This window comes from Budvicia aquatica DSM 5075 = ATCC 35567 (assembly GCF_000427805.1).
Classification (GTDB): Bacteria; Pseudomonadota; Gammaproteobacteria; order Enterobacterales; family Enterobacteriaceae; genus Budvicia; species Budvicia aquatica.
In genome coordinates this window covers 52,013-66,247 of the sequence record NZ_ATYS01000020.1, presented here as the reverse complement: position 1 = coordinate 66,247, position 14,235 = coordinate 52,013, and the positions used below count along the sequence as shown (strand labels likewise).

Below are 14,235 nucleotides of genomic sequence, written 5' to 3'. Positions count from 1 at the left end.
GAATACTGAGAAATTCATTGATATTCTGACCGAAAATCATTGTGGTCAGAAAAATTTTGTCCATATTACTCTTTTCACAACAGAAAAATAACTCCCCTACCCTGAATCACTCAACTGACTTAGCTTTCTGGAACCTATCTTTTCTATAAAACATTAGCTTCTATACCCAAAATCATTCGAGTTGCAGATAGGCGGCAAGTGAGTGCATACCGATGAGCTTACTCAGGGACGTGATTCGGGCCAATGAACGCAGCCATCCCCCCTACAACTTGAAAGATGGCGGGTATATATAGTAAAAAACCCGGAATAGTTACCTACCCGGGTCAGCATGACTAGAACAAAGTAGTCAGGATTAGAAATCCATCAGTTCAGCTTCTTTCTCAGCTAAAGCCGTGTCTACTTTTTTAATAAACATATCGGTCAGCTTCTGAATATCTTCCTGAGATTTACGATCGTCATCTTCGCTAATCTCTTTATCTTTCAGCAGAGCTTTAACTTTTTCATTGGCATCACGACGAACGTTACGTACTGAAATACGGCCGTTTTCAGCTTCTGCACGCACCACTTTAATTAAGTCTTTACGACGTTCTTCAGTCAGCGCTGGCAGCGGAACACGAATAACAGTCCCCGCAGATGAAGGATTTAACCCTAAGTCTGCAGACATAATCGCCTTCTCAACTGCCGGGCTAATGCTGCGGTCAAAAACGGTAATCGCCAGAGTACGAGAGTCTTCAGCAACGATACTGGCTAACTGGCGTAAAGGCGTAGCTGAACCATAATATTCAACCTGAATACCTTCAAGCAGGCTTGGATGTGCACGACCTGTCCGAATTTTACTAATGTGTGTTTTAAACATCTCTACGCATTTTTCCATGCGTACCTGAGCATCTTGTCTGATTTCGTTAATCACGTTGCTAACCTTTAAAAACAAGTAATATGGAGGGCTACGCCATATTGCATAACCCGTCAAATTTAGCCCTGAGGAAAATTCTGACAGCAGAATTACCCGCAATAAACCTTTATCAGGCTATAAGGCCTCGATTATTCTGCCGGACGGGAAATTAAGGTCCCTTCGTTCTCGCCCATAACAACGCGGCGCAAAGCTCCCGGCTTATTCATATTGAATACACGGATCGGTAAGTTATGGTCTCGGGCCAGGGTAAATGCCGCCAGATCCATCACTTTTAGTTCACGTTCTAATACATCTTGGTAGTCTAACGTTTCATACAGGGTCGCTTCAGGGTTCTTCACCGGATCATCAGAGAAAACGCCATCAACTTTAGTTGCTTTCAGTACCACATCGGCTTCGATCTCAATACCACGCAAACAGGCTGCAGAATCTGTAGTAAAGAACGGATTTCCTGTACCTGCTGAAAAAATCACAACACGCCCATGGCGTAATAAGCTAATGGCTTCCGCCCAGCTATAATCATCACATACGCCATTCAGTGGGATAGCTGACATCAGACGGGCGTTCACATAGGCACGATGTAGCGCATCACGCATAGCCAAACCGTTCATTACGGTAGCCAACATTCCCATGTGGTCGCCCACTACGCGGTTCATACCCGCTTTAGCCAGACCAGCACCCCGGAATAAATTGCCGCCGCCAATAACCACACCGACCTGAATTCCTAACTCAACCAATTCCTTAATTTCTTGCGCCATGCGGTCTAATACACTCGCATCGATGCCAAAACCTTCGGAGCCTTGTAAGGCTTCGCCACTCAATTTAAGCAGAATTCTTTGGTATACGGGTTTTGCGTTGGTTGCCATGGTATTGTTTCCTAATGGGCAGTCAATAAAGGGGGGTTTAGTTTAAAAAAACGGACCGATGTTAAGATCGATCCGCCTTCACATATTAAGCTAAGCTTATTTAGACATTGCAGCAACTTCAGCCGCGAAATCTACTTCAACTTTCTCAATACCTTCACCAACTTCGAAGCGGATGAATTCTGCAACGCCAGCTTTGTGTTCTTTCAGCAGGGCATCAACAGTTTTGCTTGGGTCCATAACGAAAGCCTGACCAGTCAGAGAGATCTCACCGGTGAACTTACGCATACGGCCTTCAACCATCTTCTCAGCAATTTCACGTGGCTTACCAGATTGCATAGCAATATCGATCTGGATTTGATGCTCACGAGCAACGACTTCCGCAGGAACGTCGCCTGGGTTGATAAAGTCAGGCTTGCTTGCAGCGATGTGCATAGCAATATGCTTAACCAGTTCATCATCAGCAGCGCCGGTTGCAGCAACCAGAACACCAATGCGAGCACCGTGCATATAAGCGCCTAACTTCTCGCCTTCTACGGTAGCAACACGACGAATATTGATATTCTCGCCGATTTTAGCTACCAGAGTAGTACGTTGTTCTTCAAATTTAGCCTGTAAAGCTTCGATGTCGCTAGTGCGGTCAGCCAATGCAGCTTCTGCAGCAACGTTAGCAAATGCCAGGAAGCCAGCATCTTTAGCAACGAAGTCAGTTTCACAGTTAACTTCCATGATGATGCCGAACTTACCGTCAGCAGCAATCTTAGTCAGGATAACGCCTTCAGCAGCAACACGGCCTGCTTTCTTAGCGGCTTTTGCCTGACCAGATTTACGCATATTGTCGATCGCTAATTCGATGTCGCCATCAGCCTCAACCAGCGCTTTTTTACATTCCATCATGCCAGCGGCAGTACGCTCGCGAAGTTCTTTTACCAGAGCAGCGGTAATCACAGCCATTCTCTTTATCCTCGGGTTATATTTCGTTGGATATAAGCAAAAAGGGAGCCTGTAAAGGCCCCCTAACCAACATATCTAATACCTGGTTAATAAGGGCTCTCAATGGAGCACACCTTATTACTCTGCTTCGATGAAGCTTTCTTCTACAGCCTGAACACCTTGGTCTGCACGACCTTCGTGAACAGTTGCAGCAACAGCACCAAGGTACAGTTGAATTGCACGGATAGCATCATCGTTACCTGGGATAACGTAGTTAACACCGTCCGGATCAGAGTTAGTATCAACGATAGCAAATACAGGGATACCCAAGTTGTTTGCTTCTTTAATAGCGATGTGCTCGTGATCTGCGTCGATGACAAATAACGCGTCAGGCAAGCCGCCCATGTCTTTGATACCACCCAGGCTATTCTCAAGCTTAGCCATTTCACGAGTACGCATCAGCGCTTCTTTCTTGGTCAGCTTTTCGAAAGTACCATCTTGAGCCTGGATTTCTAATTCTTTTAAACGCTTGATTGACTGGCGAACTGTTTTCCAGTTAGTCAACATACCACCTAACCAACGGTGATTTACGTAGAATTGATTACAGCCCTTTGCAGCTTCTTTCACTGGCTCGCATGCTGCGCGCTTAGTACCAACAAATAAGATTTTGCCTTTATGAGACGCGATCTTACCCAACTCAGCTAATGCTTCGTTGAACATAGGTACAGTTTTCTCAAGGTTGATGATGTGAACTTTGTTACGAGCGCCGAAGATGAAAGGTTTCATTTTCGGGTTCCAGTAACGGGTCTGGTGACCAAAGTGTACGCCAGCCTTAAGCATATCGCGCATTGAAACAGTTGCCATTATTACCTCTATGAGTAAAGTTCGGGGTTATGCCTCCACGTATCCCATAACGCCGACCCCTAAGTGCTAAGACATCAGGGCACCCCGCCGTATGTGTCGATACGTGTGTGTTATAACGTTGATTAATGTTAGGACAATCTTAATGCTTCTAACCCTTAAAGACTTAAGCTTTAGATAGCGGATTGTCGGCGCGCTTTATACCATAGAAACAGGGGTAAACGCCACTAATACTCGAATTTAAACGTAAAAAAATATACGCCATCAAGCGCTAATTGGCCCGATGGCGTAGGAGAACTTATTCAGACTAAATCACTTAAGGTTAAATTGCCTCAAGCTCAGTCGCGAAAAATTTTTCCGTTCTGATAAACCCATTTACCGTTAACCATAGTTCGAACCACTTGCCCAACCATCTCCATTCCAGTGAACGGACATGATTTGCCGCGAGTTAACATTGTGCTTGGGTCAACAATCCACTCTTTTTTCGGATCAATCAGTACTAAATCAGCCAATCCCCCTTCGCTCAAATGCCCGCGATCCTGCCAGTTAAATGCTGCTGCCGGGCCGGCGGTCATTTTTTGAATCAGTTCTTGCAGGCTCCACTCACCGCTTTGAACAAATCGGCTATGTAACACGCTAAAAGCCGTTTCAAAACCGGCGAATCCACAAGGGGCCTCATTAAACTCACAGTCTTTTTCTTCGTATGCATGGGGAGCATGGTCAGTGGCAATCGCGTCTAAAGTACCGTCTTTTAAACCTTCTAATAACGCAACAATGTGTTCGTTTGTACGTAAAGGAGGATTCACTTTAAAAGCAGAATCAAAGGATTCGATGGTTTTGTCTACCAGACAGAGATGATGAGGTGTCACTTCCGCGGTGACTTTAATTCCTTTAGCTTTAGCGGCACGAATCAGTTCCACTGCACCTTTGCTGCTGACATGAGCGATATGAATATGGGCACCGGTCATTTCTGCCAGCATCAGTTCACGAGCCACCGCAATATTTTCTGCCTCAGCCGGGCGCCCGCGTAAGCCTAATTTGGCCGAGACACATCCTTCATGCATAACGCCGTCTGCGACTAAGCAACAGTCTTCTGAGTGGGAAATCACGGGGATGTCGAACATGCTGGCATATTCCAGAGCAGCACGCATCAGTCGGCCATCGCTAACATAATTACCATCGTCAGAAATCGCACGAATACCGGCCTGAGCCATATCACCAATTTCCGCCAGCTCTTTGCCTTCCAAGCCTTTAGTGACAGCCCCGGTAATCTCAACCCGCACAACCGAATCCGTTTGTATTTTATGCTTCATACCGGCAACGATAATCGCCTGATCAATGACCGGGCGCGTGTTGGCCATCGTCAGAATGGTCGTGAAACCGCCGGCCGCTGCTGATGCAGTACCGGTAAACAAATCTTCTTTAGCTTCTTGCCCCGGTTCACGTAAGTGGCAGTGAATATCAATAAATCCGGGACTCACAATTAAGCCATTTGCATCAACGATTTCATCAGCGTCTTCTGCCTTAAGTGATTTAGCGACGTTAACCACTTTGCCGTCAACTACCCGGATATCCATTACGTCATCTAAACCGTTAGCAGGATCGATAAGGTGCCCATTCTGAATTAACCACTGTGCCATTATGCTTGTTCCCCGTCAGCTAAAGTTAAAGTTAAAAGAGCCATACGAACTGCTACGCCGTTATTCACTTGTTCTTCAATGCCTGAATAGTGTCCATAGGCCACGTCAGGCGAAATTTCTAATCCGCGATTCATCGGACCCGGATGCATGACCAATACATTTTTCTTGGCCAGCTTTAAGCGTTCATCGTTAATACCAAAAATGCGTGCATATTCACGCGGTGTAGGAAACAGCCCTTTCTTCTGGCGTTCTAGCTGAATTCGTAACACGTTAACCACATCGGCATCAGCAATGGCATCTTCAACCCGATGATGAATAGTGACGCCAAGATCCAACATCTCTTTAGGTATCAGCGTTTTTGGCCCTCCAAGATGAACTTCGGCCCCCATTTTTAACAGACCCCAAATATTAGAGCGAGCCACCCGGCTATGAAGAATGTCACCTACGATGGCGACTTTTTTTCCGGCTATTTCGCCGTGATGCTGACGTATGGTTAATAAATCCAGTAACCCTTGAGTTGGATGTTCATGAGCGCCATCGCCCGCATTAATCACAACGGCTTTCACATAGCGAGTCGCATACTGAGCAGCCCCCTCCGCGCTATGGCGCATCACTATCGCATCGACCCCCATAGCTTGAACGGTGAGTAACGTATCTCTCAGGCTTTCACCCTTGGCTACGCTGGATGAAGACGCCGCAATATTAATGACGTCTGCACCTAAATATTTCCCTGCCAGCTCAAATGATGAACGCGTTCTGGTACTGTTCTCAAAGAAGACGTTAACGATTGCTTTTCCACGCAGCGTAGACAATTTTTTTATGTCTTGCTTAGTCACCTTTTTCATTTCTGCTGCGGTGTTCAATACGCGTTCGATGTCGGCGGGCACCATGTGTTCCAACCCTAAAATATGCTGGCCTCGCATTATATTTTTTGCTCCCAAGTTGAAATTTAGACCTAAAAAAAACCCCTAATCAAAAAACCTGTGGGTCTTATGATTAGGGGTTGATATCAACCTTGCTGACTATGTGAACTTTCATCCTTTTAACCTATTTTGTACTAAGGATTATCAGAAACGCCTTACTTTTAAAAGACTGTGTGCAAACCGGCTTAAGATATCAGATTTTATATACCAGTCAATAAATATTTTTAACCTATGGCAGCCGGCAGAAAGTTAAGCTGAGACCCTAAATACAATCTGCATGATAAATTTGGCACTCTTTTGCAGGACTGATACCATATTTGCATTATAAATTGATTATCATTGTCAGTTAGCTCAGCCCGGTCGCTTTATATTTCGTACTTTTGCGCTGACTTCCAATCATTAATGGACACTCTTGTTATGGCTATATCAATCAAAACTCCCGAAGATATTGAAAAAATGCGCGTTGCCGGCCGTCTGGCTGCTGAAGTACTGGAAATGATCGAGCCTCATGTCAAACCCGGCGTAACTACCGGTGAATTAGACCGTCTTTGTCACGACCATATCACTAACGTTCAGCATGCGATTTCAGCCTGCCTCGGCTACCATGGCTTCCCTAAATCAGTGTGTATTTCGGTTAATGAAGTCATCTGCCACGGTATTCCGAGCGATGATAAAAAGCTGAAAGACGGCGATATCGTTAATATTGACGTTACCGTGATTAAAGACGGGTTCCACGGTGATACCTCTAAAATGTTTATCGTAGGTAAGCCAACAATTCTTGGTGAGCGCCTGTGTCACGTTACTCAGGAAAGCCTCTACTTATCGCTAAAAATGATTAAGCCGGGAATTCGTTTGCGTACTCTGGGTAAGGCTATTCAACAATATGTTGAAGCCCAAGGCTTCTCGGTTGTCCGTGAATATTGCGGTCATGGCATTGGTGAAGGCTTTCATGAAGAACCTCAAGTATTACATTATGATGCTGATGATGGCGGTGTTGTTCTCCAAAAAGGGATGACTTTCACCGTAGAGCCGATGGTCAACGCTGGTGATTACCGTATTCGCACCATGAAAGACGGCTGGACGGTAAAAACTAAAGACCGCAGCCTGTCTGCCCAGTACGAACATACTATCGTTGTCACCGACAATGGATGTGAGATCCTGACTCTGCGCAAAGACGACACTATTGACGCGATTATTACTCACGACATGTAATTGATAACCCCCAGACAAAAATGGCTAACCGAATTCGGTTAGCCATTTTTATTTCTACTCATTTTAATTTCTCTTCTGATCGGTTTTGGTCTGGCGAATTAGCTGATTTAACGGTAGCTTAAACAGTGCCCACTTATCAAAGCTAAAAGGCAACCGTCACTATGTCTGAACTTATTCTGCCGAGAAAACCCTGCGACCCCTCTTGTTTTAGTAACAGCGAACTTAATTTGCCTCAGCTAAAGCAGGCACTGGATGATTTTCAGCAGTGGCTCAAACTGGCTTTCGAAGCGGGCGCTGAGGTAAGTGAACTGATTCAGGCTCGTTCTGACTATATAGACCACTTGCTTCAGCGACTTTGGCTATTTCATGGCTTTATTAAGCCCACGCCCAAAGGCCTGGCCAACAGTAGCGGATTATCCTTGATCGCCGTTGGCGGCTATGGCCGGGCAGAGCTCCACCCGTTATCTGATATTGATATTCTCGTCCTTAGTCAGCAACCGCTGACAGAACCACAGGCTGAAAGCGTCAGCAAAATCATTACCCTGCTTTGGGATCTCAAGCTTGAGGTCGGGCACAGCGTAAGAACGCTGGAGCAATGTCTGGAAGAAGCGGTTGCCGATTTGACGGTTGCGACTAACTTAATAGAATCCCGCCTGATTTGTGGAGATGTCGCGCTATTTCTCGCGTTGCAAAAACATATATTTAGTCAGGACATATGGCCATCAGATATTTTCTTCCATGCAAAATGCCAGGAGCAGGAAGAGCGCCACCAGCGTTATCACGCGACCAGTTACAATCTGGAACCTGATATAAAAGCCAGCCCGGGCGGTTTGAGAGATATTCATACTTTACTTTGGGTTGCTCGTCGCCACTTTGGCTCTACTTCGCTCAAAGAGATGGCCAGTTTTGGCTTCCTGACCTCAGCAGAGTGTGCCGAACTGGAAGAGTGCCAGGACTTTTTGTGGCGTATCCGCTTTGCTCTTCACCTGATATTAAGCCGTTATGACAATCGACTATTATTCGATCGCCAACTCAACGTAGCAGAACTATTAGGCTATCAGGGGGAAGGTAATCATCCGGTAGAACGCATGATGAAGGATTATTATCGGGTGACTCGCCGGGTGAGTGAACTCAACCATATGCTACTCCAACTGTTCGATGAGGCTATTCTGGCGCTGGATCATTCTGATAAGCCTCAGGTCCTTGATGAGCGTTTTCAACTTCGCGGCCAGCTTATTGATTTACGCGATCCTAATTTGTTTATTGAACAGCCTGAAACGATAATAGGCCTGTTCTATCGTCTGGTCATTCATCCTGAAATCAAAGGCATTTATTCAACAACCCTGCGCCACCTGCGCTATGCCCGCCGTCACTTAACCCAGCCGCTATGTGATCTGCCCAAAGCCCGAGATCTGTTTATGGCTATTCTCAGACACCCGGGCGCGGTTAAGCGAGCCATTGTTCCGATGCATCGTCATAGTGTATTAGCCGCCTATATGCCTCAATGGGGCAATATTGTCGGCCAGATGCAGTTTGACCTGTTCCATGTGTATACCGTGGATGAACATACTATCCGGGTACTGATGAAATTAGAGAGCTTTGCCGATGAAGCAACCCGGCAATCTCACCCGCTTTGTGTCGAACTCTATCCTCGCCTGCAAAAGCAATCTCTTCTGTTAATGGCGGCGCTATTTCACGATATAGCCAAAGGCCGCGGTGGCGATCATTCAACGCTGGGAGCTGAAGACGCCAAGACATTCGCCGAATTACATGAACTGAATTCAAATGAAGCCGAGTTAGTAAGCTGGTTGGTCAGGCAGCATTTATTAATGTCAGTTACAGCCCAGCGCAGAGATATTCAGGACCCTCAAGTTATTCAACAGTTCGCCAGCGAAGTTCAGACGGAAACCCGATTACACTATTTAATCTGCCTGACCGTGGCTGATATCTGTGCCACCAACGAACCGTTATGGAACAGTTGGAAACAGAGCCTGCTGCGTGAACTCTACTTTGCTACGGAGAAACAGTTACGCCGGGGAATGCAGTACCGCCCGGATCTCAGGGAACGAGTTCGCCATCACCGGGCTCAGGCACTGGCATTACTGCGCAGAGAAAATATTAACGAAGAAGCATTGCACGCAATATGGAGCCGCTGCCGGGCAGACTATTTCTTACGCCATACCCCGAATCAACTGGCCTGGCATGCACGTCATTTGGTTAATCATCCCAAAGGTCAGCCGCTGGTATTAATCAGTGCCCTACCCAACCGGGGAGGAACGGAGATTTTTATCTACAGCCAGGACCGCCCCTATCTGTTTGCGGCCACGGTCGGTGAGTTAGATCGGCGTAATCTCAGCGTTCATGATGCTCAAATTTTCACTAATCGTGACGATATGGCAATGGATAGCTTTATCGTCCTGGATCCTAACGGAAAACCATTAACACCAGACCGCCATCCGGCGATTAAAGAGGGCATTGAACGGGCATTAACTCAACCGGTTTATGAACGTCCGCGTCCGAGGGTCGCCTCATCGAAACTGCGTCACTTTAACGTACCGACCCATGTGAACTTCTTATCAGGGCATAGTGAACGGCGAACCTACATGGAACTGGTGGCATTGGATCAACCGGGGCTATTAGCCCGCGTCGGAGAAGTGTTTGCCGACCTTGGTTTATCGCTTCACAGCGCCCGAATCTCAACCATTGGCGAGCGGGTAGAAGATTTATTCATTCTCACTAATAGCGATCGCGTGGCACTATCTTCTGAAATATGTGAAGAATTGAAACAAAGGTTGACAGAAACCCTTAATCCAAAGGATAAATATGGCGCTAATACAAAGTAGCAATATTCCCTTAATACCAAATCAGGAAAAAAGATGCAGCAGTTACAAACCGTTATAGAGACCGCCTTTGAGCGTCGCGCCGACATTACACCGGCAAATGCAGATACTGTCATCCGTGAAGCCGTTAAGCTTACGCTGGCTAAGCTGGACAGTGGAGAACTTCGGGTAGCCGAAAAAATTAACGGTGAGTGGATTACACATCAGTGGTTAAAAAAAGCCGTTCTGCTTTCATTCCGCATTAATGACAATGTTGTGATGGACGGAGCAGAAAGCCGCTATTTCGATAAAGTACCTATGAAATTCGCTGATTATGATGCAGCGCGTTTTCAACGCGAAGGCTTCCGGGTTGTGCCACCAGCCAGCGTACGCCAAGGTGCATTTATCGCACGTAATACCGTGTTAATGCCTTCTTATGTCAATATCGGCGCTTATGTTGATGAAGGCACCATGGTTGATACATGGGCTACCGTTGGCTCTTGTGCTCAAATCGGTAAAAACGTACACCTTTCTGGCGGCGTTGGTATCGGTGGTGTGTTAGAACCGCTTCAAGCAAACCCGACAATCATTGAAGACAACTGCTTTATCGGCGCCCGTTCAGAAGTAGTTGAAGGTGTTATTGTTGAAGAAGGTTCAGTGATCTCTATGGGAGTCTATCTTGGACAAAGCACCCGTATTTACGATCGTGAAACAGGTGAAGTTCACTACGGCCGCGTACCTGCCGGTTCTGTGGTTGTTTCAGGCAATTTGCCGTCTAAAGATGGAAAATACAGCCTGTACTGCGCAGTGATTGTGAAAAAAGTCGATGCGAAAACTCTGGGCAAAGTGGGTATTAACGAACTCCTGCGCACCATTGACTAATCGCTCAAAAACGCTACAGCGCGGGTTAAAGGCCCGCGTTCTTTTATCTCTTGATAAGCTTATTTACAGATACCGCCCGAAATATTGGCTAACCGCATCGGGGTTAAATTTATCTTCGCCCCGCCAGTAAGTCACATAAGTCCAATCATGCTTCCCTCTGCTGGGCCGCTCGTAAGACCTTGGTTGTAGCACACCAATACAGGCAAGGATCTCGATCAACACCTTCCGCTCATCTTTTGTTGACTTAATCACCGTCGCTAAATTCTTCTCCAACATACTGGGATAATCATCAGGCTTACTCGCGGCGATCGTCGCCAGTATTGCATTTAAGATAGACACATCGTCCGCTGAAGGTTGCGGAATATCAGCCAACCTGAGTTGCTGTAAATCAAACAAGGTATAATCCAGTGCACCATGCCTTACACCCCCCCATTTAATTCGTTCAAAATTCAGTACGTTCAGATCGATATCATGATAATTTTCACGTCCAATAATGCCGTATTTGAGATCTCTGCATACTCCACAGGTATAACTGGTATGGGTAATATTTCCGTCCAGATCGTAAGATTGACCGTTTAAAACCGGGGTATAAACATGTGGTGTCAGTTGCTTTGCGATAAAATAAGAGGCTAAGCCGGATCGCAGATCTAAACGCCGGCTTGAAAGGCTACTGAGAAAGGCTGTTGCCACCAGATCAACAGTAATATCAGATAGCATTGCGATAATATCGTGCAAACAACGGTCGTGAGTTGTCGTCAAAGGATCAAACATCAGCCCTTTTTCTTTAGCATATTGAAAATCATCGCGGGTTATTGTTCTTTGACTATTATCTATCCAACCGTTTTTCCAATAGGTGCTAAATAAAATTTTTTTAGCTCTTTTATCCATGATTAGCACCACACTCCGCTGTTTTTGATATTGGTTTTAGACAATAAAAAAATCACAATGTCAGTAATACCATTTCCTGACAACGTCTTCACCATAGAGCTCATTAAGCATTTCTTCTGCCCACCTCTCGGCATCTCTTTCAAGGCTAATATCAGCAAAAAGTTGAGACTGACAAAAAACTAAACACCCTTTTAAATAGTCATCAATACAGTGAAACATCTTCGTCAGATAGGGTTTTGAGTCATGATCAAAATAGTAAATTTCTTTGGTTTCACTATGAAAGCAAAACATATTTCCGTTTCCAAGATAATCACTAAATGTGACCATAAAGGGCAACGCGGCTAAATCCTGCTCACTAAAGTCAGGACCATATTCAGCCATCGCTCCCCAGGTATCCTTTAACCACCCCATCTCATCAAAACTCTGCAGTTGTTCACCGATATCAGCAATGCCAAAGGTCTGATAAAACAGCTTCAGGTTGAGCGGAAGCGCAGTTCCTAATCGTTGTTCAAGGCTTCCAATCTCGCGCTCAGTTTTCACTTCCGGCAGTGAACATTCCCAGTTTTCGGCAACAGAGAGCAAAATGGCTCGCACCCGAGTTTCCCATCCGCATTCACCAATCTGGGTGAAGGGAATAGTAATATCCGACTTCTTTTCGATATTTATCATTATATTTTTAACCGGTCGCCGTGGGTAAAATCACTCTAAAAAATAATCCCAGCAATCAATTGGCTTTGGGCTTTCCGGCAATGTTAAATCTGCTGGCAGCGTTAGCCTAAACTCATGTTTAAAGTACGATGCCAAGTCATAACCGTAATAAATGATATCAGTCTGATAAACTGAAAATACCGGGTTACCGTCTTCATTAGGCATCGAAGGAATATAGCGGTGAGAATAGATAGGAATTAACTTAGGCCACTGTCGGTAATGATATTCAGCAATCTCTTGCTGCTGTTGCAAATCATCCGGCTTATTCCCCCACTCAGATGGCCAGAAGCCATTGTTATCGATATCAAAGAACATACCTTCCAGAGGCCAGTTTATCCGGTCCCGGATCTCCATTTCTTTCACCGTTGAGCTTAAACCCGCTCTCCAGTTAATAAATTTGCCGGAAACGGGTAATGCCGTTTGCAAAAATAACATCAGGTCTGGTGGAAACTGAATGTCAAAATCATGATGAATAATAGTCACCTCTTCATCAGATAACCCTTTAATGAATTCAATCCCTTGTTTTTCTAGTAGATTAATCAGTATTCTTGCCGTTTCTTTGTTCATGCCTGTTTCGAAAGCCCCCGATGCAATTGCCCTTCTCGATCAACATGGAAACGGGTATCGTCTATTTTTAAGCTGTCGGAATACTCCTTATCCAGCCACTTCATTGCCGCTCGTATAATCTCCGCCACCTGTTTCGGCATCAGGGCATTAAGCTGAAAATGAGTTTGTCTCATCGGTTCTGGGGTAGTAATAATTTCACCATAGAAAAACCATGGATTATGGTATTGATAGTGAACCGTAATCCATGGTTTTGCCTTATGGCCGGCAATCCATACCCGTAAAAAAAGAAAGTCTCCGTTAGCCGCATCATCATCCCATACCACCCGCCAGAAGAAATCAATGTCATCCACATGGATTTTACGCAGCTTATTTTTCATCCTTGCCTCCCGTTAGTCACAATCAAAATATAACCGATATTTACCGCAGTGCAGACACTGAAATAGATATCCCTGACAAGAACCGTTGTTACGTAGGTATTTGGGTAGGTCCTCCTTACCCGCATGAAGCGCTTCACAATCCCGATCCAGGTCGACAAAAAACTCGAGTTTATCCTTGATTTCATCCCAACCGACATAGCCAACAAATGCACATAAATCACCACAATGAGAGAGCCAGACCTCCTGTTGCCACCCTCGGTAGCCGGGCGTCCTTAAAACTAACTCATCAATCGCCTGCCGCTCAAAATGGATAGAATCCGGCTGTTCAGGGCTAGCTGAAATACCTTCAATGCCGCAATAGTCCTGAAACTCACCGTTAAATTTTTCTGCCGCCTGTCCGCCGGCAATACACCATGGACAAAGGAACTCAACGTCGTTTGCCGAGTAAAAGGGGTTGGTATAGTAGACAGAGGTTTGTTGCTTACAACAATCGCAGGTAATAGGCGTACTGATTGTAAAAGCACCGGTCTCAATTGGATTCGGATGGTATTTGAAATAGGGTAACTGCTTATTATCAATCATCCTTGGTAAAACCGGTGGCACCGACTTTTGTGGTTCCATCTTTAACTCCTGTATTGAGTTAACCCTGTGA

The 14,235-nt window shown here is 45.6% G+C and carries 14 protein-coding genes; 3 read left to right on the top strand and 11 right to left on the bottom strand.

Annotated elements, in window-relative coordinates:
- Positions 1–352: 352 nt before the first annotated feature.
- From frr to YWE_RS0110150, 6 genes are all read right to left on the bottom strand, one after another.
- Positions 353–910 (bottom strand): ribosome recycling factor, encoded by a 558-nt coding sequence (frr, locus tag YWE_RS0110175; protein WP_029094431.1) that lies wholly within the window; start codon positions 908–910, stop codon positions 353–355.
- A 131-nt stretch (positions 911–1,041) separates the two neighbouring features.
- The gene (gene pyrH / locus YWE_RS0110170; RefSeq protein WP_029094430.1) at positions 1,042–1,776 is read right to left on the bottom strand and encodes a UMP kinase; all 735 of its coding nucleotides are present in this window, start codon (positions 1,774–1,776) and stop codon (positions 1,042–1,044) included.
- A gap of 96 nt (positions 1,777–1,872) precedes the next feature.
- Positions 1,873–2,727 carry a translation elongation factor Ts gene (tsf, locus tag YWE_RS0110165; protein ID WP_029094429.1) on the bottom strand — a complete coding sequence of 285 codons (855 nt, stop codon included), beginning with the start codon at positions 2,725–2,727 and terminating at the stop codon, positions 1,873–1,875.
- Between the two features lie 117 nt (positions 2,728–2,844).
- Positions 2,845–3,570, bottom strand: coding sequence for a 30S ribosomal protein S2 (gene rpsB, locus YWE_RS0110160; protein ID WP_029094428.1), 726 nt, complete (start codon positions 3,568–3,570; stop codon positions 2,845–2,847).
- Between the two features lie 335 nt (positions 3,571–3,905).
- Positions 3,906–5,207 (bottom strand): dihydroorotase, encoded by a 1,302-nt coding sequence (locus tag YWE_RS0110155; protein ID WP_029094427.1) that lies wholly within the window; start codon positions 5,205–5,207, stop codon positions 3,906–3,908.
- Positions 5,207–6,130, bottom strand: coding sequence for an aspartate carbamoyltransferase catalytic subunit (locus tag YWE_RS0110150; protein ID WP_036015673.1), 924 nt, complete (start codon positions 6,128–6,130; stop codon positions 5,207–5,209). The genes YWE_RS0110155 and YWE_RS0110150 overlap by 1 nt, the downstream gene beginning before the upstream one ends.
- A 417-nt stretch (positions 6,131–6,547) precedes the next feature.
- Here YWE_RS0110150 and map point away from each other — a divergent pair, with 417 nt between their 5' ends.
- From map to dapD, 3 genes are all read left to right on the top strand, one after another.
- Positions 6,548–7,342: a type I methionyl aminopeptidase gene (gene map, locus YWE_RS0110145; RefSeq protein WP_029094425.1), complete on the top strand. Its 795-nt coding sequence runs from the start codon at positions 6,548–6,550 to the stop codon at positions 7,340–7,342.
- A gap of 161 nt (positions 7,343–7,503) precedes the next feature.
- Positions 7,504–10,185 carry a bifunctional uridylyltransferase/uridylyl-removing protein GlnD gene (gene glnD, locus YWE_RS0110140; protein ID WP_029094424.1) on the top strand — a complete coding sequence of 894 codons (2,682 nt, stop codon included), beginning with the start codon at positions 7,504–7,506 and terminating at the stop codon, positions 10,183–10,185.
- 33 nt (positions 10,186–10,218) lie between these two features.
- Positions 10,219–11,043 (top strand): 2,3,4,5-tetrahydropyridine-2,6-dicarboxylate N-succinyltransferase, encoded by an 825-nt coding sequence (gene dapD, locus YWE_RS0110135; RefSeq protein WP_029094423.1) that lies wholly within the window; start codon positions 10,219–10,221, stop codon positions 11,041–11,043.
- Positions 11,044–11,106: 63 nt separating this feature from the next.
- Here dapD and YWE_RS0110130 read toward each other — a convergent pair whose 3' ends face one another.
- The 5 genes from YWE_RS0110130 to YWE_RS0110110 are packed head-to-tail and all read right to left on the bottom strand — an operon-like array spanning position 11,107 to position 14,165.
- Positions 11,107–11,931 carry a hypothetical protein gene (locus tag YWE_RS0110130; RefSeq protein WP_029094422.1) on the bottom strand — a complete coding sequence of 275 codons (825 nt, stop codon included), beginning with the start codon at positions 11,929–11,931 and terminating at the stop codon, positions 11,107–11,109.
- A gap of 60 nt (positions 11,932–11,991) precedes the next feature.
- Positions 11,992–12,600, bottom strand: coding sequence for an SMI1/KNR4 family protein (locus YWE_RS0110125; protein ID WP_029094421.1), 609 nt, complete (start codon positions 12,598–12,600; stop codon positions 11,992–11,994).
- 30 nt (positions 12,601–12,630) lie between these two features.
- A complete protein-coding gene (locus YWE_RS0110120; protein ID WP_029094420.1) occupies positions 12,631–13,206 on the bottom strand; it encodes a hypothetical protein in 576 nt (191 codons plus the stop codon).
- Positions 13,203–13,583 carry a hypothetical protein gene (locus tag YWE_RS0110115; protein WP_029094419.1) on the bottom strand — a complete coding sequence of 127 codons (381 nt, stop codon included), beginning with the start codon at positions 13,581–13,583 and terminating at the stop codon, positions 13,203–13,205. The genes YWE_RS0110120 and YWE_RS0110115 overlap by 4 nt, the downstream gene beginning before the upstream one ends.
- A gap of 12 nt (positions 13,584–13,595) precedes the next feature.
- Complete coding sequence (locus tag YWE_RS0110110) at positions 13,596–14,165, bottom strand: CbrC family protein (protein ID WP_029094418.1); 570 nt, start codon at positions 14,163–14,165, stop codon at positions 13,596–13,598.
- Between the last annotated feature and the right edge of the window lie 70 nt (positions 14,166–14,235).

What these genes read in the sequence shown, in the direction of transcription:
- pyrH (WP_029094430.1), bottom strand. Translation starts at nt 1,776, where the DNA reads ATGGCAACCAACGCAAAACCCGTATACCAAAGAATTCTGCTTAAATTG.
- tsf (WP_029094429.1), bottom strand. Translation starts at nt 2,727, where the DNA reads ATGGCTGTGATTACCGCTGCTCTGGTAAAAGAACTTCGCGAGCGTACT.
- rpsB (WP_029094428.1), bottom strand. Translation starts at nt 3,570, where the DNA reads ATGGCAACTGTTTCAATGCGCGATATGCTTAAGGCTGGCGTACACTTT.
- YWE_RS0110155 (WP_029094427.1), bottom strand. Translation starts at nt 5,207, where the DNA reads ATGGCACAGTGGTTAATTCAGAATGGGCACCTTATCGATCCTGCTAAC.
- YWE_RS0110150 (WP_036015673.1), bottom strand. Translation starts at nt 6,130, where the DNA reads ATGCGAGGCCAGCATATTTTAGGGTTGGAACACATGGTGCCCGCCGAC.
- map (WP_029094425.1), top strand. Translation starts at nt 6,548, where the DNA reads ATGGCTATATCAATCAAAACTCCCGAAGATATTGAAAAAATGCGCGTT.
- glnD (WP_029094424.1), top strand. Translation starts at nt 7,504, where the DNA reads ATGTCTGAACTTATTCTGCCGAGAAAACCCTGCGACCCCTCTTGTTTT.
- dapD (WP_029094423.1), top strand. Translation starts at nt 10,219, where the DNA reads ATGCAGCAGTTACAAACCGTTATAGAGACCGCCTTTGAGCGTCGCGCC.
- YWE_RS0110130 (WP_029094422.1), bottom strand. Translation starts at nt 11,931, where the DNA reads ATGGATAAAAGAGCTAAAAAAATTTTATTTAGCACCTATTGGAAAAAC.
- YWE_RS0110125 (WP_029094421.1), bottom strand. Translation starts at nt 12,600, where the DNA reads ATGATAAATATCGAAAAGAAGTCGGATATTACTATTCCCTTCACCCAG.
- YWE_RS0110120 (WP_029094420.1), bottom strand. Translation starts at nt 13,206, where the DNA reads ATGAACAAAGAAACGGCAAGAATACTGATTAATCTACTAGAAAAACAA.
- YWE_RS0110115 (WP_029094419.1), bottom strand. Translation starts at nt 13,583, where the DNA reads ATGAAAAATAAGCTGCGTAAAATCCATGTGGATGACATTGATTTCTTC.
- YWE_RS0110110 (WP_029094418.1), bottom strand. Translation starts at nt 14,165, where the DNA reads ATGATTGATAATAAGCAGTTACCCTATTTCAAATACCATCCGAATCCA.